A 19,327-nucleotide genomic window follows, 5' to 3' on the forward strand; every position below is an offset into this window, starting at 1 on the left:
ACGACTAAACCACCTGCTTGAGTAAATGTTACGAGTGTGAAACTGACGGATTATAACCAATCATTGTTAATCTGTCGCTGCTTTTACGTCTTTAGGACGAATTCCTAAGATAAGCAGTGCAACTATGTAAGTGACGCCACCAAGACCGATCAGAACCGTTAAGGTCAAAATACGCTCTGATAAGCCCCAGCTTAGCCATTGCTGCATGTCCTGTAGCTGCCACAGCAATACCGCCACCATAGCTGCAACCGCTATCGCTAGACGAACAACAAAGCCAATGGTTTTCTTGGTAATACGATAGACATTTTGACGGTGAAGACCACGATAGAGCAGCGCCATATTAATAAAGGCAGACAGCGCTGTTGCCATCGCCAGACCCACATACCCGTAGTAGTAAGCAAAGATAGCATTGAAGACCATGTTGGACGCCATAGCAATAATGCCATATTTCACTGGTGTCTTTGTGTCTTGACGTGAGTAATAGCCCGGTGCTAGCACCTTGATCAGCATAAAGTTAAGCAAGCCGGATGCATAAGCTAAGAGAGACAAAGAGGCTTGCTCAACATCGTGCGGCGTAAACTCACCGCGCATGAATAGCACCATCAGCATGGGTTTGGCGAGCACCATTAATCCCAACATGGCAGGCAATCCAAGTAGGATCACCATGCGCACCCCCCAATCCATGGTATGGGCAAAGCCTTCGCTGTGCGCATCCACGTGCTTACGAGACAGGGCAGGCAAAATCACCGTCGCAATGGCGATACCAAACAGACCAAGCGGAAACTCCAAAAGACGATCGGAATAATAGAGCCAACTGATCGAGCCAGTCGCGAGAAAACTGGCAATGAAGGTATCGAATAGCAAGTTAATTTGGCTAACCGATACACCGAACAGTGCAGGGATCATCAAGGTGCGGATCTTAGTTACACCGGGATCGCGCCAACCCCATTTAGGTTTAACGAGTACGCCCTCTTTTATAAGGAAGGGAATTTGAAACGCAAATTGGACAAAGCCGCCTAAGAATACCCCTATCGCTAAACCAATCTCTGGTTGAGCAAGGTTAGGTGAAATGAACCACGCACTGGCAATGATCATCACGTTAAGAAAAACAGGGGTAAAAGAGGAAACCGCAAACTTACCTAAGGTATTGAGAATCGCCCCAGACAAGGCGACAAAGGTGATGAACCAAAGATAAGGGAAAGTGATCTTGAGCATCAAACTGGCGAGTTCAAACTTGGGTGCTGCGGGTCCATCGTTGAGCCAATCAAGAAACCAACCAAAGCCAAACAGTGCCGTCACGACACTCGAGCCAAGAATACCCAGCAAGGTAACTATGGTAACAATGACGCCAAGCGTCCCTGAGGCCTTGGCGATTAACTCTCGAGTTTTGTCTTTATCACCCGAGGCATGATATTCAGTAAGTACCGGCACAAATGCCTGAGAGAATGCGCCTTCTGCAAAAAGGCGTCTAAGAAAGTTGGGGATTTTATTGGCAAAGAAGAAGACATCAGCGCTCGCCCCTGCCCCCATTAGATTCGCCACCACCACATCACGAACCAGTCCCAATACTCGAGACACCAGCGTCATGGCACTCACTATCATGCCTGACTTAAGAAGGCGTTTACTCACGATAACCTCTGAATTACCTAGCCAATGCTTTGCTATTTATCGGTTTCAATAGCCTTTGTTATTGAAGAGAGGATTAGTATTAGCATTGGTCGAAAAATACTGTTAGAATCCCCGCCATCTTAACCGCGATAGCCCACAGATATCAAAAGTTGTTTTATATCGTCGGGTTTTTGCACAAATCATTTGACAATTGAGCGCAAATGAGGGATATTCCTCGCCCTTAAATTGTCACCGAACTAAGTTTTTGGGAGTTAGACCCTTGGCAAACAGTAAATCTGCTAAGAAGCGCGCTATCCAAGCTGAGAAACGTCGCCAGCACAACGCTAGCCGTCGTTCTATGATGCGCACTTACATGAAGAAAACAATCGCAGCTATCGAAGCTGGCGACAAAGAAGCAGCAACTTCAGCATTTGCAGAAGTTACTCCAATCCTTGACCGCATGGCGACTAAAGGCCTTATTCATAAGAATAAAGCTGCTCGTCACAAGGCACGCTTCTCTGCTGCAATCAAAGCTCTATAATTTAGACTTTGTATTGTGTTAAAAAAACCGGCTAATGCCGGTTTTTTTGTATCTGTCGTTTCTTTCGCTACGCTCTTTCGCAACATTCGTTGCTCGCGCCTTCCACTACCTACTAGTGATCACTGCAATACATACCGTGTAGTGTTTCAATTAATTGACGTACCTCACCACTGCTTAGTGTGTAATACACCGTTTGAGCTTCTTTTCGAGTGGACACTAGACCATCTCGGCGAAGCCAAGCTAAGTGTTGAGATAATGCAGACTGACTTAGCTCTAGGCGAGAACACAGTTCACCGACAGACAGCTCAGTATTGTGTAGCATACACAGAATTTGCAGGCGCCTCTCATTAGCCATCGCTTTCAAGAGTACAACCGCTTGTGCTGAGTTTTTCTCCATATCCTGCAAGTTCATAGTCTACCTCTAAATCTTTTCGCGACACCGATTACTACCTACTGGCTGCTTTTTGAGCAACATTGGCAATTTCCAGCACATTCTACATGGTTAGGACGTGTATGGTAACGCTTTGTTTAATTAAGTGTAATTGGAAAGAGTAATTTGTTAGCTGACTCTAAACTCAAAACGCAAGTAAGTCAGTAAAATCCGCTTCGCATACACTCTTCACCGCAGGGTGTTGAATCATACGTTCCGCAAAAATGACGTAGTACTCTTCTTTGATATCTTCTATGTCACCGATCAGCTGCAAATGTCGCTGATCTTTAATCTCCGACATGTAGATACTCGGCGCTAGGAAAATCACATCATCTTTATACATAGAGAAGGCTTTCATCAGAGCGACGTCATCAAACTCGCCTAGAATGTTAGGTTGAATCCCCTGCTGATCAAACCATTGAAGCACTTTTCGTCCCATTGAGGTACGACTACCTGGGATAAGAAGGCGGGTCTGCTCTAATACTTCTGGAAAGCTAACGTTGTCCATGTGTCCTGAAGTGAAGAAGCTCATACGACTCTCCCCTAACTTCTTGCTGAATAGCCCCGGACTCTGACTCGAATCAACTGGGCAATCAGACAGGATCATATCCAACTTGTGCTGAGCGAGTTGTTCTAACAACATCTCGTGCGTCGATTCAAAACAGCGTAGATGAATATTGTTGTCTTCTGGTATCGTCGTCATCAAGATCTTACTCACCAAGCGTTTTGATAACGCGTCAGCAACGCCGACATCAAACAGCAAGTTAGAGCGCTGACTGTAATTAACGATGTCGAGCATCTCATAACTTAGGCCAAACATACGATCGGCATACTTATACACCAGCTGACCCAGTTCTGTAGGTTCAACACTACGGCCGTTTCGCTTGGTTAGCTTGCCATCCATGCGCTCTTCCAGTGCTTTGATTTGCCCCGTGACCGTTTGAGGGGTTAAAAACAGAGCGTCTGCCGCTTTGGTGACTGAGCCTTGTTTGCACACCATCCAGAAGTAGTACAAATGATTATAGTTAAGGTGAGACATGCTATTTCGCCTAAAAAGAGTGACCTACATTTATAGCAAAATCTGCCCAATCCAACAATATTCGTTAAAACCGAAATTATTAAGTAAATAATACTGTTTTTACGAACCACTAACTGTCACATTAGACACGCCACTGTCATATAACTGACAAACAAGACAATATAAATCGATTTAATTCATTAATCAGGCCAGATTAATCTCTTTTTCTCAAATAGAATATAGCTCATAAAAATCAACAAGTTAAAGTCGCAAATTCAAATTTACAGACTAAAAACCAACCTAAGATCGCACTTAATTCACATAGAAATAGTTTCGTCATATTTCTGTAATATTCGAGTTCTACTATCGCGTCAGATTCAACAACAGGCCGCAAATAGATTAACCAAGGCCAAACGGAGAAAACTATGATGAACCAAGCAACTACAGCGACGACTCCTATGTCGACTACGACGCGTTGGCTGCGCTGGGCTAACTTGGCATTCATGCTTTACTTATTGCTACTTGCTGTTTCTATGGTAGGTAGTGGCTTCAAAATGGCGACTGGCGAGCACGCAAAAGTGCTGTTCGAGTTTGCTTCTCACCCAGTTGCAGGTTTGATGATCGGTTTGGTTGCTACGGCACTTATCCAATCTTCTAGTACCGTTACTTCTATTATTGTTGGTCTGGTAGCCGGTGGCTTGCCTGTCACAACAGCAATCCCAATGATCATGGGTGCTAACATTGGTACAACCGTAACCAATACCCTAGTAAGCCTAGGTCACGTTCGTTGCAATACAGAATTTAAACGCGCTTTTGCAAGTGCAACGATTCACGACTTCTTCAACCTGCTTGCTGTAGCTATCTTCCTGCCGTTGGAAATGATGTTCGGTGTGCTAGATAAGATCTCTAGTTGGCTTGTATCACCTATGATGGCAACTGGTGATGTAAGTATGGGCGGTCTCAACTTCATCAAGCCAATCACTAAGCCGGTAGTGAGCGCAATCCAAGAGCCACTAAGTGCATTTGGTAGCGTCACTGGTGGTGTGCTACTCATCGTTCTGGGTATCGCGACTATCTTTGTTGCTATCACAGTGATGGGCAAACTGATGAAGAGCCTGATGGTTGGCCGCGCTCGCGAGATTCTGAAGAACGCAATTGGTCGTGGTCCAATTCACGGTATCGTATCTGGCTCAATCGTTACTGTACTGGTTCAGTCTTCATCAACGACAACAAGCTTGATGGTACCGCTAGTAGGTACAGGTGCTCTAAAGGTTCGTGATGTATACCCATTCACGCTAGGTGCGAACATCGGTACATGTATCACGGGTCTACTTGCTGCGACGGCGGTATCTGGTGAATACGCTGTATTTGCGCTACAGATTGCTCTAGTGCACTTGGTGTTCAATATCATGGCAACGGTGTTCATTTTTGGTATTCCGTTCTTACGTGAGCTCCCAGTGAAAGGCGCGGACTATATCTCAGATATGGCCATCAAAAACAAAGCGGTGGTTGCTGGTTACCTAGTCTCTATCTTCGTAGTGATTCCTGGTTCCATCCTCGCGCTAACAGCCTAAGGTTAAAACTTAAAAAAAGACCCAGCTAAGAAGCTGGGTCTTTTTTTATCTAAAAATCGCCATAGTCGTAGGCATCATACGCGTCGTAAGCATCATAGGCGTCGTAATGCTCGATGAGATCCGCTTCATCGACGTAATCCCAATAATAATATCTGTCATAGTAGTAGTTGTAGAACGGGTCGCCGACATAGTAGGTTTTGATGCGCTTATCTTCTGTCCAAAGGTAATAATTTGATGCTTTGAGCACAGGGACAGATAGGGTCTGCTCACCTACTTTTATCTCAGTTTGCCCCACAATAGTGCCAACAAACGTCATCGGTTTGCCTAGCATAAAGATTTTGGGGTCCAAAAAGCGTTCTACTTTGACCACAAAGCGACTGCTACCCTGACGTGTTTCATCTGGCCTTCCTTTAGAGTCCAACTCAAAATGGCTGATCTGCAGCTCACTACTATTCGCTGAAGGATTGGTGAGCTTAGCCACCACACCACCCCAACGAGCGGGTTGCCCCTTGAAAGGTGTCGCGTCTTTACGAGCGTCTTGGTAGCTAACAAGCAGCTTTTCATCCGCCACTTTAATCTCATCTGGTCCACTGCTGCACCCCACCAGCAAGGCGACTAAAATCCATACGTACACTCGCATTATTTGCTCTCCTAATCATTACTCATTTCATTATGAGTCAAGGTGTTACCGCTTAGCAAGTTACACCCTGGACTTGAGTTTAGGCTTCCAGATATTGATACACAAACACTTCTGATCAAGCCCAATACACCCCAACAATACGACAACGAGAATCTAACCCAAGATTGACGCTGTCTACCTTACCCAGTGCACTTTCCTTGTTTACTCTAATACGCTATTACTCAATCTAGGACCTTGTCATGAAAACAAAAATTCTACTTCTAGCCTCACTTATCGCCTCTCCTAGTTTCGCCTATTACTGCGATCAAACCGCAGAAGGTGCGATTGATGGTGCGGTAGACGGCGCAATTACTGGTGCCGTGGTGGGTGGTATTGTCGATGGTGGCAGTGGTGCAGCGGCTGGCGCAGCTATCGGAGGCGGTACCGGTGCGGTTGTTGGTACCATAGACGGAGCGTATGACGAGGGTGCCTGTGAAGTGGCAACAGATGTTGTTGTCGAAGAGGAAATCGTCGAGGAAGAAATTGTTGAAGAAGAGATCGCCGAAGAGTACTACTACGACTAGCATTTTACCTTCACATTTTGGCAGTAACCTATAAGTAACATCCCCCTATGTTACTGCCATCCTCTGTTCCCCGCCGATAAACTGTCGTGATTGAACGCCACAAAAAAGGTCAATCATGCACAAAATTGCTCTCGTTACTGGTGCATATCAAGGCATCGGTTTAGCCACATCGGAAATGCTGATGGAACAAGGATTCCATGTCATCATGGCCGATATTCAATCTTGCGGCTCGCTAGCCAATGACTTCCGTCATAAAGGCTATATGGCGTCACACGTTAAAATTGATCTCGCCATGTCATCGATGTTTCCAGCCATCGCCAACAAAATTCACGAGGAGTTTGGTCGCTTGGACGTGCTGGTCAATAACGCTTCTATCTTAACCGATTTCGGTAAGCATCCATCTTTGATCGATGAAGACACCTATCGACGCGTGATTGAAGTCAACCAGATTGGTCCCTTCTTGCTGACGCGCGCCCTAACGCCGCTGCTCAAGAAATCGAGCAGTGCTAGAGTGGTTAATGTTTCCAGTCAAGCAGCCCAACTGTCACAGCTGTCCGATATGCATTCCCCTTGGCGAGATGACATCTGCGCTGCGTATCAATCATCCAAGATTGGTGTCAACGCCAACACAGTTCTGTTCGCGAAAGAGCTAGAGCCTTTTGGGATTAAAGTGAACTCTTACTGCCCTGGCTGGGTTGATTCAGGTATGAATCTAGAAGAACTCCCTGAGTACGGAGAGAACGTCAAACTGAAAACACCGCGGGAAGGCGCTGATACCGCAATTTGGCTAGCGACATTGGCTGAGGATGGCCCAACGGCTGGTTTCTTCACCGAGCGCGAGGCGATAAGCTGGTAACCAGCCGAAAGAAAAACGCCGAGCTTGATGCTCGGCGTTTCTAATCAGCGTTACACAGAGAATGGGTAACGAATAGGTTCATGGCTCTCATAGCCAATCACCTCAAAATCATCCAATGTCACCCACGTTTCAAGATCTTCAAGAGACTTAATATCAGGATTAATACGGAATGTTGGCGCAGCAAGTGGTTCACGTTTGAGCTGCACATCTCGCATCAGCTCTAGCTGATCTTCATAAATATGCGCGTTGACAATTTTGTGGTACGCCAGGCCAGGCTTCTTACCTGTGATTTGTGCCATAATCGCCAAGAACACGTAAACCTGAACCATATTAAAGTTTAAGCCCAACACATTTAAACCCCCAAATTCCCGCACAATTCGAGGATTTACTGGGCCTTCCCTGCTTCAAAATGTATTGTGCAAAACAGAGCACGCACAACTCAAATTCAAATCCAAGTAGCGTCTTTGCCTTCTACCAACTTGCTGCTGACACCAATGATTAGCGTAAGATTAAAGCTACTCTACAAAGTCGGCATATAGCTATTTTTTGGTAATCTTAGGCCCAAAGTACACGATTTGAATATCATTTTGTGATGGCTTTATTGGCCATTCAAAATATACACGTACTTGAGGAGTCTTGATTTTGCCATGAAAAGTGTACGTTTTCTTTACACCATCTCTACTGTCTGTAAATTTGAGTTTTTGTTCAAAAGCTCTTTTATCTTCATCTGACTCATCAGAAAACCAAGCTTTGTCTCCGTGAAAATGTAATCTTTCAATTTCATGACTTTTGGCAGTCAAGTTGCCACTTTCATCACGGCTAGTCAGATACTCTTCTAAAACTCGACACAATTCTTGCATCCTGTCAAAGACTGTCATGTTAAAAGGTAAGGTTGAGATTTGATCCAACAAACAAGGTGAAAATATTAAGTTTGTATATTTGCCATTTAGCTGTTCAATAGCCTCATCCCACTTTGTCGGCTTGGGAATAGCTCTCTGGCTAGACTCAACCAGTTGTGCAAGCGTCCAGAAATTTGGGACATTATAAACCCCCAAAACTTCCTCAGGTAAACCATGCTGGACAACCAATGGAGTGTTATCGAAAAGGCCTGAAAAACTATATGAAGAAACCCTTTGTTCGAGAATTGCTTTTCTTGCACATTCCCCTAACCCCATATCTGTAACATCAATGCTACAGTGTTCAAAGTAATCATCTTCATTAACGGTTCTATTATCACACCAAAAAGGCCCCTTCTTGCTAACCCAAGACATAATCGGCTGTCTCAGGTTCCTTGGTGCATCTTGCATTATTATTTGCGAAAACTTTTTCCCCTCAACAACTTCGACATTCCCAATTCCTCTTGGGCAATAGAAGTTATTATTAATTCCAACATTCTCGCTTCTACACTTTAAAAAACTTTCTATATCATCTAGAAAGTCCGCAGTATTTGTATATCTACTTTCTAGCGAAAGATCATTAAGAATCCATTCCATAAAAATTAGTCCCAACCATTCAGCCTAGCGATATCTTTATCTGTTTGGTCAAAGAATCCATCTGGCCAAACATCTAGATTCCCACTTTTATCTATTTGTGGAGAAACTATTAGCGGAGACACGTTGCCACTTTCAATTGATGGCTGAAAGAAGTGAATTGAAATGTCAGAATTAGAGAGTTTCTTATCTGCAACTGCCAATCTAACACCATTTAATACATGGTCACTATGTGTCTCACAAACAACTTGAACTCCAGCCGCAGACATTACACCAAGAAAGTAACCTATTCTTGATTGTCCTAAAGGGTGTAAATGTGCTTCAGGGCTATCAACAACTAATATCTGGCCTTTTCGGGCCAGTAATCCAGCAACTAATATCGGAAATGCATAGGTCAGACCATAACCTATATTTGCAAGGCGTCTAAACTGTTGTTGTTTACTAGTTCTCATTTCGAGTTTTACCAGAGGTAAACGTTCAATCATTTCAACAGAGGCCTCTGCTCCGGGAAAAATCTCACTAGCCCAAGCGTTGTATTGCCTTCTTAAAGAGGTGGCACTTTCGGAACAATTTAGTTTTAGTTCATCTACTTCATCATCGATATGTTTTTCAAACCACCAAGGCGCATACTGACCACAGTCACCGACATCAGCATGTACGGGGAATGACTCTTGTGGGACAGGGAAAACGTCCAGAGTACCATTACGAGTGGCCCCAATATATATTATGTCGTGGAGTGTTTTGTACACAGCTCCCTTATTATTTCCTTGCCAATCTGACTTAAAAGGGAGTGAGTTACTATCTCTAGAACTAGCATCTAAATGCAACTCTAATTCGTCATCACCACTAGAGTAAATGAATCTAATCTCTTTCTCTTCGCTAAAACTACACCTTACATCACCAACCGAACCCAACTTTACAAAATTGCCATTTAGAGATACTGCATACTCATGACTAGAGCTATTTTGTATCTGTGAGCCTAGAAGTAGTGTTTGTATTGCACTAGATTTGCCAGCTGCATTGAAACCTGTCAACAGCGTCAATGGGGCCATTGGTATATTCTGCTTTTTGAAACATTTGAAATTTTCAATATATATATTATTAAGCATATTACTATCCAACTTATAGATTTAAAACTTTGGCCTGAGAGATTAGCTTTGAGGTTAGTAATTTCAATTGCACCTCACTCAAACCAAACATATCAAGGTCTACTATTAAGTGGAACTCAATATCACTTTGAATATCTTCTTTTGACTTCCAGTCGGTATACTTCTTTATTTCATTTATTTTAAAATACAGCCTACTAGATATCTCATCTACCTTGTCTTTTGGTATCGGTAAATTAAGAAACTCCAAATGCTGCTCAATTAAGTCAGAGTATAAAATTTCATCAAGTTTAAGTTGAGGTTCTGCATTTAGAACTTTACTTGCCAACCTATGTCTAGTCTTAGACTCGATAGTGTTATTTGTTGAATATGATATGGCAGAATTAAACCTTCCATATTCTAACAAGCTACAAATGCGCTCTTTAATCACTAATTCATCAATATCCAAGATAGTTTCATAATTCAAAGCCAATTGAGTAGCCAATGCATCAAACAGCGAAACATTTAATACAGAACGGGGTTCATTAATGCTATCTTTAGCTAAAGATTTCCTAAAAGAGTGTCTACCAAACAACTTGAAGCTTATCTCCATAGCTTTTGAGAACGCAACCTTCATTTCTTCGAGGAAATTAACATCCGAATGGTTCATTCTATCAAGCGCTTGAGCAAGGTATTCCTCCATATCACCTTTGTATGATTCATAACCAAGCAAGTAGAAAGCACAAAATCGGTTGATTACTTCTCGATCTCTCATTGATTTAACTTTTAGAGAACGACCAGTTGCCTTCAAAAAAGCAATCCATTTGAGAAGCATCCTTCAACCAGAGAGTTGACTTCCCTGAATATAGGCAGTTTCTCATCTGTTGACGTGTTAACGGCTCACCGCTATTCACTCTTTCAAAAATATCAAGTCTAGCCCGCTCTGGTGCTTTCGGATCTAAAATATAAAGCGTTAACTGTGTATCTTCGATCCTCTCTTGTAAGTGAATAGGTAGCTCATCAAACTTCTTTCCAGTTATCAAAGATTCAGGATCTGAACTACCTACATCTTTCAATGCAAACTTGTTGTTTAAGTACCTTTGAAATGTAGTCAGCCTTTGTAAACCATCAACAACTATGATTTTTCCATCAATATCTTCAGCTACATACAAAACAGGCAGAGGAATACGCATAAGACTTGATTCAATCAAACGAGATTGCTTAGTTAAGCTCCAAACGAAATCTCGTTGGAACTCAGGATCTAGCTTGTATCTTCCCTTATCTATCCTGCTTACAATATCCCCAACTGTCCTTGGTTCTTTCCTAACGAAGACAGTATCAAGTGGATACTCTCCCCAAGATTCTGAACGAGAGGTATCAAAACCTTCAATTTCCTCGTTAGTAGGTTCGTTATTTTCTTTATTTTCCATCTTCCCCCCACGAATCATTAAACAGAATTGTGCTTCTTAAAGTTCTCAGCCTGCTCAAAAATCTCTTTATAAACTTCATCACGATCAATCGGTGGGTATCCCCACTCATCGAGCAAAATAATCAGGTCAAAGTGCAATTCAGCTTTGATATCGTCTCGCTTGTTCCAATCGGTGTATTTGGCTTTATCATCGATGACCTTCTTCACCTCTTTAGATAGGTTAAGCAGCTTCTCTTCGGGATAGGTAAAGTCATACTTATGAGCCAGTGAAATGAGAATGTCGTAAAAGGCTTTTTCTTCAAAATCTATCCCCATTTCACCAAACGAGGCCATCTCAGCACGTAGTTCATTGTAAAGGTTGATAATTTCATCAGAAAAATCATTAATGACTTCCGAGCGAAGTACATCCTTTTCATCACGCTCATTGTACTTTTCAACCAACATATTCATTTTCTTAGTGAAATCGACACCTTTCACTTTATTGGTTTTTTTAAACTCGCCAATCGCTTTTGCAAGCATTTGCTGAAGCAGTTGAAGTTTGGTGTTTGGCTGTTTCACCATCTCCAACTTAGCAAGATAATCATCATCAAAAATATCAATCTCGCCACCGTCTTTTTCACCCAGTTTAAAGATCTCTTCAACACCATCACTTATTAGTGCGTCTTTGACCAAATCACGCACCTTACGGTTCATTTGGTCAACATCTGGCGCACCACCCGTAGTGATCTTAAATACGATGGTTCGAACCGCTAGATAATAGTGAATCTTGTCCTTATGCTCTTTGGTCAGCTCACTGCTACCCACACAAATGTCATAAGCTGATTTAAGGCGTTTGGTCAGATCCATAAACGTCTTTTCAAACTTCTTGGTTCTTAGTGCAAAATCAGCCGAAGCATTTAAGCAATGTAACTGCTCAAGTGGAGTACCATTGAAGTAAGGCTTAGAGTCGAACTTATGGAATAATCCATCCAACAAACTCAGGTGATCCTTAACGATAATGACCGACTGTTTAATGTCTTCTAGGTTCTGATCTTGCCCTGCTGTATATTGGGAAAGAGCAAGGTTCATCTGTTTTTTTATGCCGATGTAATCGACTACCAGACCATTCTCTTTACCTTCAAATTTACGGTTTACTCTCGAAATGGTTTGGATCAGATTATGCTTTTGCAAAGGCTTATCAATGTAGATGGTATCGAGGAACGGCACATCAAAGCCCGTTAACCACATATCTACAACAATAGCGATTTTGAAGTTCGATTTACCATTTTTAAACTGACGATCCAGCTCTTTACGGTACTCTTTATTACCGAGTTTGTTCCACAGAGCTTTATCATCGTCTTTGTTACGAGTCATAATCATCTTGACTCGTTCCATCGGCTTCACTTTCTTCTTATCACTTTCTGATAGAGTTGCACCGTCTTCACAGACTTTTACTTCATCCCACTCAGGGCGAAGCTCAAGCAGTTCTTTATAGAACTGATAAGCGATTTCACGACTGCTACAAACGAACATTGCTTTGCCTTTTTGAGTCGTGCCTTCTTCAACACGATTCTCATAATGCTCAACAAAGTCTTTTGCTATGGCTTTGATACGATCTGGGTCGCCCAGTATGGTAGACATACTCGCCATAGCCGTTTTGCTTTTATCTATTTGATATTCGTTTGTCCCTGCTTCTTCACACGCTTTATAGTATTTTTCGACTTCATCAAGCTGACGACCATCAAGAAGCACTTTTGCTGCTCGACCTTCGTACACAATACGAACAGTAATTTCATCGTAAACTGATTCGGTCATTGTATAGCTATCGACAACTGCACCAAATACATCCAGCGTTGCGTCAATGGGTGTACCAGTAAAACCGACATAAGTAGCGTTTGGTAAAGAGTCGTGAAGATACTTAGCAAAGCCGTAAGTCTTTTTCACGCCGTCTTCAGTAACGGTAATTTTCTGCTCTAAATTGGTTTGGCTACGATGCGCTTCATCCGAGATACAAATGACGTTGGTTCGCTCAGTCAGTAGCTCCAAATCTTCGGTAAATTTATGGATGGTAGTCAGGAATACACCACCGCTTTTACGCCCTTTCAGGTGTTCACGCAGTTCAGCACGACTCTCTACACTAATGATGTTTTGATCACCCACGTAACCTTTTGCGTTAGTGAATTGACCTGAAAGCTGATCATCCAGATCGGTACGGTCAGTGATGAGAATAATAGTTGGGCTGCCCAACTCGACATCTTTCATCAGTAGACGAGATAAGAACAACATTGTGTAGCTCTTACCGCAACCAGTCGCACCGAAATACGTACCACCTTTACCGTCACCACTCACCAACTTTCCGTGCTCATCAAAGCACTTCATATGTTGTTTGATATTGGCAAAAAGCTTTGTTGCTGCGTAATACTGAGGATAACGACAAACAATCTTTTCTTGTTTACTTGAGGTGTCAGGTAAGTAGATAAAGTGACGTATCACATCAGTAAGGCGTTTCTTGTTAAACAAGCCGCTGATCATCGTAAACAATGAATCAATACCGTCTTTGTCTAGCTTCTCTTCACCCGTAATTTTACGCCAAGAGTAAAAGAACTCGTATGGGGCAAAGTACGACCCCATTTTGTTATTCACACCATCACTGATCACGCATAGAGCGTTGTATTTGAATAGCTCAGGGATATCTCGATCATAACGATTGGTTAGCTGTTTATACGCATCATAGATAGTCGCTTCTTCACGAATGGCACTCTTAAATTCAAACACCACAAGAGGTAAGCCATTGATGTAAAGAATCCCATCAGGGATACGCAGCTCATAGCCTTGCACCTCCATTTGGTTAACGATGCGATAGCGGTTGTTCTCTAGGCCAACGTAGTCGATAAGCTGAATATATAAATCTTTCTGACTTGCATCTTCACGCTTTAGCAAAAAACCATCAGAGACAAACTTCATTATGGCTTTGTTAGTATCGTAGAGATCCGAAGCTGGAAGATACTCAAGCTTATGGATAATTTGCTCTATCTCATAGGCTGTAATACCTTCCGCTTGATAACGTTTAGCTAGAAATTCACGAAGATCGGACTTAATCAGCACATCTTCAGGTGCTCGCTCAATCGCCTCACCACGAGTATGTGGATAGCCTTCTTTCCCTAGCAGTTCAATGATGGCTTGTTCTAGCCTTTCTTCTGTGAATTTCATTGCGTTCAACTCGTTGCTAATTTACTTAAAATAATTGATCTTAGCTCTTTCAGTTTTTGCGAAGTTTGGGCTAGGGCTTCAATCTTTGAAAAGATTACTTCAGCGATACCCTCAAACTTGGCAAGCACACCTTCAGATGGAACTAAAACCAAAAACTCTTCAATATCTGCCTTTGTTAGAGCTTGTCGAGTAGAAGCACCTTCACTGGTTCCTAACAATCTAGACTTATAGCTCGAACTAGCTAAGGCACACTGCAAGTAATAGGACATCTCTAGGTTTGGTCGAATTATCATCACGTGTTGGTTTACTCTGGCGGGTAAAACCGAATTTGGCACAACGCAACAGCGAGCAACAGAAACCCCCGTAATATTGATAAGTACATCTCTAGGTTCAATTTCTACATTCGCCAGCTTTTTAGCTTGAACATCATCAATGAATGCAAGATCTTCGTACACAAACTGATAATCGTGTACATTCATACTACGAATTAGAGAAATACCTTGGGATTTGTATGCACCTTTACCACCTCTTGGTGTTGAACCGCTACCTATTTTGGATGCCAACTCATCAATACGCTTGACCTCCCAACCTTCTGGTGTTTTGGGAAAGTCTAGGCGTCTTGTTTCTGCTAAGACGATTGATTCGTCAGGTATAGAAAAATCGACAAACCATTCTTTATAAACAGCTTTAGCGGTATCTTCTAGCTTTTGAGTAAGTTGCTCGTTAAGTGAAATACGGTCATTCACCGCATTGTATTCACGCACGATTTCACGCTGCTTCTCGATAGATGGGACTGGTAGTTCCAAATCGCAGAAATCAGCCCAACTAAAACCACCACGGACACTATTGTCAGTCATAAACCAAGCGTTTCGATCGAACTCCGAACGTCTGCACCACATCATCAGATATGCAGGTAAAAGCTCTTCTTCGTCCTTTACCTCAAAAACTACATATGCTGGTGATACAATGATTGGTTCATCATCTTCAAGCATCGAAATGGGTAACACTTCATCTCGACCAACGTGCATTGGGTTAAATGCAAATTGATTTTTCTTAACAACTCGGTACTTGCTGAGATCTGTACCATTGATGTTCGCAACCGAAGGCATAAAGTATTTATTGATATTTATCCCTTTCAGCGAAGAGATAGAATCATCCGTATTTTTTAGTTTGATTTGGGTGACGTGATCACCAATACGCTTATAGTGTGATCTCATAGCCCAACTCTTCAAATACAGATAAAAGTTCCGATTTCGACTTTTCTTCTTGCTTCAATAGTACTGTAAAGTCATCTCGCATTTGACTCATTTTCTGGTCAAAATCGACATCTTCATCGTGATTCTTAAACTCGATGTATTTACTTGGCACTAATGAGTAGTCTTTTGCTGCGATCTCTTCTTTAGTCGCAGAGTAACAATACTCAGCAATGTCTTTGTATTCCGTCTCGGCACGTACTTCTTGCCAAGTGTGAAGCGTTTCAGCAATTTCAGAGATTTTCTCTGGAGAGAATTGAACGTATTTTTTCTCGAATGGTTCACCGTGTTTACGTAAATCCATAAACAGAACTTTGTCTTCACGGTTACGGTAATGACGAGTCAGATCTTCGTGTGGAACAGTTCGCTCTTTCTTGTTCTTATTAATAACCCAAAGTGTCACACTGATATCGGTGGTATAGAACATCTTCATCGGCAGAATGATGATCGCTTCAACTAAGCCATTCTCGACAAGTTTCTGACGAATAGCCTTTTCTGTACCATCACCAGATAACGCACCGTTAGCTAGAATAAATCCAGCCACACCGTTTTCAGACAGCTTGGAAACCATATGTAGAATCCAACCATAGTTAGCATTGCTGCTTGGTGGTGTTTCGTAGCCATCCCAGCGATGATCATCAACCAGCTCATCGGAAGCTCGCCAATCTTTTTGGTTAAATGGTGGGTTTGCCATAATAAAATCAGCTTTAAGTGTTTCGTGCTGATCATTAGCAAAGGTATCTTTTGCCGCTGCGCCAAGGTTGGCAGAGATACCACGAATAGCGAGGTTCATTTTCGCTAGTTTGTAGGTTGCGCCTGTATACTCTTGACCGTATACAGAAATGTCTTTCTTGTTGCCTTTATGGTTCTCAATGAACTTCATTGACTGAACAAACATACCGCCCGAACCACAACAAGGGTCATAGATTTTACCTTTGTATGGCTCAATAAGTTCTGCGATTAGGTTAACGATGCTTTTTGGTGTATAGAACTCGCCTTTACCCTTACCCTCTGCAATCGCAAATTTAGACAAGAAATACTCGTAGACACGACCCACCACATCTTCGTGCGGATTCGCTAAGGTGTCGATGTTGTTAATCACATCGATTAGTGCAGATAGCTTGCTGACATCCAAACCAAGACGAGAGAAATAGTTATCAGGCAATGCACCTTGTAGTGCTTTGTTAGTTTTCTCGATAGTGCTTAAAGCAGTATCGATCTTTAGAGCAATATCTTCTTGTTTAGCGTTTTGCTGAACAAAGCTCCAACGACTGTTTTCTGGTAGATAAAACACATTGTCTTTGGTGTAGGCTGGAACCATATCAACGTGCTTTTCCAGCCCTGAATCAATTAGCTTTTGTCGCTGTTTTTCAAATGTATCACTGATGAACTTGAGGAAAATCAGGCTCAATACAATGTGTTTGTATTCTGACGATTCAACACTGCCACGCAGCTTATTTGCCGCATCCCAGAGTGTTTCTTCGAATGATTTTTCTTTCTTTTTTGCTGCTGGTTTCTTAGCCATTATGTATGCATCTGTTAACTTACTTATGTAGCATGTTATACCACATATTTGTCAACAAATACCTGTGGTTAGTGCACGAAGAGACCAAAGAGAGCCAAAGTAGGCATTGTCAGTTCATTTTCAACTCCAACTGAGCTTCATACTCTTGTTCTTTGTTGTCTTGATGCCTAACGTAACGCCGAATTATATCTTCGTTTACACCTACCGTATCAACGGCCTAGAAATGACAGACTCGAATGTGAGGTTAGTAGTACCGTTAAGCCTTACTAAGAGTTTCCACAAAGACTTTAGAGGTGAACTCATCAGTTTAGAGAGCTTTATCTTGACTAACGATCATCAGTAAACAGCGCAACATAATCAATCAAATGTATATTACGCTTTGCTTCTTTCAGGTCTTTGTATGCCCATTCTTTCTTAGCGATGGATATTGGGCGGCCAGTATCAATGGTCTGTTCCTCAATTTGTCGAGAGGAGTGTTCAACATGCACAAATTCAAATCTGCCAAACGGAGTAGAGTACCAGCCAGAGGCTCCAGTTGTTGCAAGGATCATCATCATTGGAACCTGCGATATAACACCCCATCTAGATAGGGCATCTTCGAACGAAATATAGCAATCGTATGAGGCCCTTAAAGCCAGTATCAAATGCTCGAATTCAATAGATGATTTGATATGACCATAGATGAACAATTCATTATCTATGTTTGTTAGGTAAGGGCTTCTTAGTAAGATACTGTCTAGATTGTCTGATTGGTAAAGGGCACAAATCTCTTCTTTGCTGTAGAAGAATTTACCTTCTCTACGGTAGCGCATTTCTAAAACCATTTTCATACTGTTTAATCCTACTAAACTAATTGCCAATGCTTAAGGCAGTAAGATGCTCAGCCACTTGTTCTAGGGCAGCTAATTCCCCAGATGCAATGAATGCCAATGGAGTTTTACCTTCAAAAAACGAGCTGTGGTTCTTCATAGTCATAAATCCACACACATTACTTTGATTGTTGAACAAGGTCCGAAGCGCTGCATGGATATTAAGGATATAGCTTATTCTAACTAATTGTTCTGACAAAACTTTACATGAAGATAATTTAGCTAGTTCAGCACTTGAAATGTTTAAGATTGAAACTGCTTGAGAGTCGTTGGCACCCCATCTTTTCAGTATTTCTAGAGAAGTCATTAACCCTTTTAAGGATGTTTCTGAGACTAGATTTGACAACGTATTAACCCTAAGCGAACTCTTTATTTGATCATATGCCTACATCAGAATTTTGTCAAAATACCCTTTAAAATCATTATATTACCACAAAAAACACATTTGACATTGCAATAGTGTAGATACTAATTTTAGGAAATGAGTTATAAAAAGGCTGCAAACAATGAAGCTCCAATACTTATCTGATCTTCACCTTGAGATAGCCCCGATGGATGTGCCGATAACGGATGCTGATGTTGTTGTTCTAGCTGGGGACATTCATAGTGATGGTAAGAAGGCTATAGATTGGGCTTCCCGCTTTCCCCAAAATGTTATTTACGTGCTTGGAAATCACGAGTTCTATTCTGGAGATAGTGTCGTTGAACTGCCCGAAAAGCTGAGAGATTACTCGATGAAGTACGAGAATGTTCATGTCCTAGACAATGACTCAATGATAATTGACGGTATCGCTTTTCATGGGTGCACGTTATGGACTGACTACGAGCTATATGGTAATCCAGAGTTAGCTTTTTACTATGCTAGAAAGGCTATTTCTGATTATCGAGTGATTAACTTCAATAGAGCACAAGTGTTTACGCCAGAATTGGCAGCGGCACTACATAAACAGTCAATTCAGTGGCTTGAGAGTGCGATTGTGTCTTCTCGCTCTCGGAATAATGTTGTCATAACTCACCACCTCCCTACACCAAAAGCCATTCAAAAACGATTTGAGCATAGTGAACTAAACCCAGCTTTTGCATCAGATTGCTCTCAGCTCTTTCACTTAAATATTTCAACGTGGATTTTTGGTCATAACCATAGCTGTCAACAATTTGAAATTGGTGGGATAGATTTCGTTTCAAATCAACGTGGTTATCATGGTTATGAGAAAGTCACCAACTTCTCTTCGCACAAGATTATAGATCTCTCATGAA

The 19,327-nt window shown here is 42.0% G+C and carries 19 protein-coding genes and 2 pseudogenes; 6 read left to right on the forward strand and 15 right to left on the reverse strand.

What is annotated here, in order from left to right:
- Positions 1-66 precede the first annotated feature (66 nt).
- Positions 67-1,629, reverse strand: coding sequence for a murein biosynthesis integral membrane protein MurJ (gene murJ / locus AC6I8Y_RS13585; protein WP_498020345.1), 1,563 nt, complete (start codon positions 1,627-1,629; stop codon positions 67-69).
- A 259-nt stretch (positions 1,630-1,888) separates the two neighbouring features.
- Between murJ and rpsT the strand changes: the two genes are divergently transcribed.
- Positions 1,889-2,149: a 30S ribosomal protein S20 gene (gene rpsT / locus AC6I8Y_RS13590; protein WP_042473565.1), complete on the forward strand. Its 261-nt coding sequence runs from the start codon at positions 1,889-1,891 to the stop codon at positions 2,147-2,149.
- Between the two features lie 112 nt (positions 2,150-2,261).
- Here rpsT and AC6I8Y_RS13595 read toward each other — a convergent pair whose 3' ends face one another.
- On the reverse strand, positions 2,262-2,561 hold the full coding sequence (locus AC6I8Y_RS13595) for an ArsR/SmtB family transcription factor (protein WP_042473561.1): 300 nt from the start codon (positions 2,559-2,561) through the stop codon (positions 2,262-2,264).
- Between the two features lie 163 nt (positions 2,562-2,724).
- Positions 2,725-3,618, reverse strand: a complete 894-nt coding sequence (nhaR, locus tag AC6I8Y_RS13600; RefSeq protein ID WP_252012388.1) for a transcriptional activator NhaR — start codon at positions 3,616-3,618, stop codon at positions 2,725-2,727.
- A gap of 407 nt (positions 3,619-4,025) precedes the next feature.
- Here nhaR and AC6I8Y_RS13605 point away from each other — a divergent pair, with 407 nt between their 5' ends.
- Positions 4,026-5,171, forward strand: coding sequence for a Na/Pi symporter (locus tag AC6I8Y_RS13605; RefSeq protein WP_234496041.1), 1,146 nt, complete (start codon positions 4,026-4,028; stop codon positions 5,169-5,171).
- A gap of 49 nt (positions 5,172-5,220) precedes the next feature.
- Here AC6I8Y_RS13605 and AC6I8Y_RS13610 read toward each other — a convergent pair whose 3' ends face one another.
- Positions 5,221-5,811, reverse strand: coding sequence for a Slp family lipoprotein (locus AC6I8Y_RS13610; protein WP_498020346.1), 591 nt, complete (start codon positions 5,809-5,811; stop codon positions 5,221-5,223).
- A 239-nt stretch (positions 5,812-6,050) separates the two neighbouring features.
- On the opposite strand from AC6I8Y_RS13610, the gene AC6I8Y_RS13615 reads away from it, so the two are divergent.
- Positions 6,051-6,374, forward strand: coding sequence for a YMGG-like glycine zipper-containing protein (locus AC6I8Y_RS13615; protein WP_128648280.1), 324 nt, complete (start codon positions 6,051-6,053; stop codon positions 6,372-6,374).
- A gap of 115 nt (positions 6,375-6,489) precedes the next feature.
- Positions 6,490-7,230, forward strand: coding sequence for an SDR family NAD(P)-dependent oxidoreductase (locus AC6I8Y_RS13620; protein WP_498017709.1), 741 nt, complete (start codon positions 6,490-6,492; stop codon positions 7,228-7,230).
- Positions 7,231-7,280: 50 nt separating this feature from the next.
- On the opposite strand, the pseudogene AC6I8Y_RS13625 reads toward AC6I8Y_RS13620, so the two are convergent.
- The 9 genes and pseudogenes from AC6I8Y_RS13625 to AC6I8Y_RS13665 all read right to left on the reverse strand — a co-directional run.
- Positions 7,281-7,577, reverse strand: a pseudogene (locus tag AC6I8Y_RS13625) (thymidylate synthase); the annotation flags it as partial.
- A gap of 192 nt (positions 7,578-7,769) precedes the next feature.
- Positions 7,770-8,723 (reverse strand): hypothetical protein, encoded by a 954-nt coding sequence (locus tag AC6I8Y_RS13630; protein ID WP_498020347.1) that lies wholly within the window; start codon positions 8,721-8,723, stop codon positions 7,770-7,772.
- A 5-nt stretch (positions 8,724-8,728) separates the two neighbouring features.
- Positions 8,729-9,829, reverse strand: a complete 1,101-nt coding sequence (locus AC6I8Y_RS13635) for a DUF3696 domain-containing protein (RefSeq protein WP_498020348.1) — start codon at positions 9,827-9,829, stop codon at positions 8,729-8,731.
- A gap of 13 nt (positions 9,830-9,842) precedes the next feature.
- The gene (locus AC6I8Y_RS13640) at positions 9,843-10,616 is read right to left on the reverse strand and encodes a hypothetical protein (RefSeq protein ID WP_498020349.1); all 774 of its coding nucleotides are present in this window, start codon (positions 10,614-10,616) and stop codon (positions 9,843-9,845) included.
- Positions 10,585-11,235 (reverse strand): DUF262 domain-containing protein, encoded by a 651-nt coding sequence (locus tag AC6I8Y_RS13645; RefSeq protein WP_498020350.1) that lies wholly within the window; start codon positions 11,233-11,235, stop codon positions 10,585-10,587. Before AC6I8Y_RS13645 ends, AC6I8Y_RS13640 begins: the two co-directional genes overlap by 32 nt.
- A gap of 17 nt (positions 11,236-11,252) precedes the next feature.
- Positions 11,253-14,423: a type I restriction endonuclease subunit R gene (locus tag AC6I8Y_RS13650; protein WP_498020351.1), complete on the reverse strand. Its 3,171-nt coding sequence runs from the start codon at positions 14,421-14,423 to the stop codon at positions 11,253-11,255.
- A 5-nt stretch (positions 14,424-14,428) separates the two neighbouring features.
- Entirely contained in the window at positions 14,429-15,640 is a 1,212-nt protein-coding gene (locus AC6I8Y_RS13655; RefSeq protein ID WP_498020352.1) for a restriction endonuclease subunit S domain-containing protein, read from the reverse strand.
- Complete coding sequence (locus AC6I8Y_RS13660; RefSeq protein ID WP_498020353.1) at positions 15,624-17,201, reverse strand: type I restriction-modification system subunit M; 1,578 nt, start codon at positions 17,199-17,201, stop codon at positions 15,624-15,626. Before AC6I8Y_RS13660 ends, AC6I8Y_RS13655 begins: the two co-directional genes overlap by 17 nt.
- A gap of 109 nt (positions 17,202-17,310) precedes the next feature.
- Positions 17,311-17,415: pseudogene (locus AC6I8Y_RS13665) on the reverse strand (IS200/IS605 family transposase); the annotation flags it as partial.
- Between the two features lie 9 nt (positions 17,416-17,424).
- On the opposite strand from AC6I8Y_RS13665, the gene AC6I8Y_RS13670 reads away from it, so the two are divergent.
- Entirely contained in the window at positions 17,425-17,544 is a 120-nt protein-coding gene (locus tag AC6I8Y_RS13670) for a hypothetical protein (RefSeq protein WP_498021516.1), read from the forward strand.
- Here the strand turns inward: AC6I8Y_RS13670 and AC6I8Y_RS13675 are convergent.
- Both AC6I8Y_RS13675 and AC6I8Y_RS13680 read right to left on the reverse strand, forming a co-directional pair.
- A complete protein-coding gene (locus tag AC6I8Y_RS13675) occupies positions 17,528-18,031 on the reverse strand; it encodes a hypothetical protein (protein ID WP_498020354.1) in 504 nt (167 codons plus the stop codon). The two genes, AC6I8Y_RS13670 and AC6I8Y_RS13675, sit on opposite strands and share 17 nt — an antisense overlap.
- Positions 18,032-18,050: 19 nt before the next feature.
- Positions 18,051-18,377 carry an MbcA/ParS/Xre antitoxin family protein gene (locus AC6I8Y_RS13680; protein ID WP_498020355.1) on the reverse strand — a complete coding sequence of 109 codons (327 nt, stop codon included), beginning with the start codon at positions 18,375-18,377 and terminating at the stop codon, positions 18,051-18,053.
- A 199-nt stretch (positions 18,378-18,576) separates the two neighbouring features.
- On the opposite strand from AC6I8Y_RS13680, the gene AC6I8Y_RS13685 reads away from it, so the two are divergent.
- Positions 18,577-19,326, forward strand: a complete 750-nt coding sequence (locus AC6I8Y_RS13685; RefSeq protein ID WP_498020356.1) for a metallophosphoesterase — start codon at positions 18,577-18,579, stop codon at positions 19,324-19,326.
- Position 19,327: the final 1 nt, after the last annotated feature.

It is taken from the genome of Vibrio sp. KUL78 (assembly GCF_059725505.1).

What these genes read in the sequence shown, in the direction of transcription:
- AC6I8Y_RS13635 (WP_498020348.1), bottom strand. Translation starts at nt 9,829, where the DNA reads ATGCTTAATAATATATATATTGAAAATTTCAAATGTTTCAAAAAGCAG.
- nhaR (WP_252012388.1), bottom strand. Translation starts at nt 3,618, where the DNA reads ATGTCTCACCTTAACTATAATCATTTGTACTACTTCTGGATGGTGTGC.
- AC6I8Y_RS13645 (WP_498020350.1), bottom strand. Translation starts at nt 11,235, where the DNA reads ATGGAAAATAAAGAAAATAACGAACCTACTAACGAGGAAATTGAAGGT.
- AC6I8Y_RS13595 (WP_042473561.1), bottom strand. Translation starts at nt 2,561, where the DNA reads ATGAACTTGCAGGATATGGAGAAAAACTCAGCACAAGCGGTTGTACTC.
- AC6I8Y_RS13630 (WP_498020347.1), bottom strand. Translation starts at nt 8,723, where the DNA reads ATGGAATGGATTCTTAATGATCTTTCGCTAGAAAGTAGATATACAAAT.
- AC6I8Y_RS13610 (WP_498020346.1), bottom strand. Translation starts at nt 5,811, where the DNA reads ATGCGAGTGTACGTATGGATTTTAGTCGCCTTGCTGGTGGGGTGCAGC.
- AC6I8Y_RS13620 (WP_498017709.1), top strand. Translation starts at nt 6,490, where the DNA reads ATGCACAAAATTGCTCTCGTTACTGGTGCATATCAAGGCATCGGTTTA.
- AC6I8Y_RS13650 (WP_498020351.1), bottom strand. Translation starts at nt 14,423, where the DNA reads ATGAAATTCACAGAAGAAAGGCTAGAACAAGCCATCATTGAACTGCTA.
- AC6I8Y_RS13660 (WP_498020353.1), bottom strand. Translation starts at nt 17,201, where the DNA reads ATGGCTAAGAAACCAGCAGCAAAAAAGAAAGAAAAATCATTCGAAGAA.
- AC6I8Y_RS13605 (WP_234496041.1), top strand. Translation starts at nt 4,026, where the DNA reads ATGAACCAAGCAACTACAGCGACGACTCCTATGTCGACTACGACGCGT.
- AC6I8Y_RS13685 (WP_498020356.1), top strand. Translation starts at nt 18,577, where the DNA reads ATGAAGCTCCAATACTTATCTGATCTTCACCTTGAGATAGCCCCGATG.
- AC6I8Y_RS13675 (WP_498020354.1), bottom strand. Translation starts at nt 18,031, where the DNA reads ATGAAAATGGTTTTAGAAATGCGCTACCGTAGAGAAGGTAAATTCTTC.
- AC6I8Y_RS13680 (WP_498020355.1), bottom strand. Translation starts at nt 18,377, where the DNA reads ATGACTTCTCTAGAAATACTGAAAAGATGGGGTGCCAACGACTCTCAA.
- AC6I8Y_RS13655 (WP_498020352.1), bottom strand. Translation starts at nt 15,640, where the DNA reads ATGAGATCACACTATAAGCGTATTGGTGATCACGTCACCCAAATCAAA.
- AC6I8Y_RS13670 (WP_498021516.1), top strand. Translation starts at nt 17,425, where the DNA reads ATGACAGACTCGAATGTGAGGTTAGTAGTACCGTTAAGCCTTACTAAG.
- AC6I8Y_RS13615 (WP_128648280.1), top strand. Translation starts at nt 6,051, where the DNA reads ATGAAAACAAAAATTCTACTTCTAGCCTCACTTATCGCCTCTCCTAGT.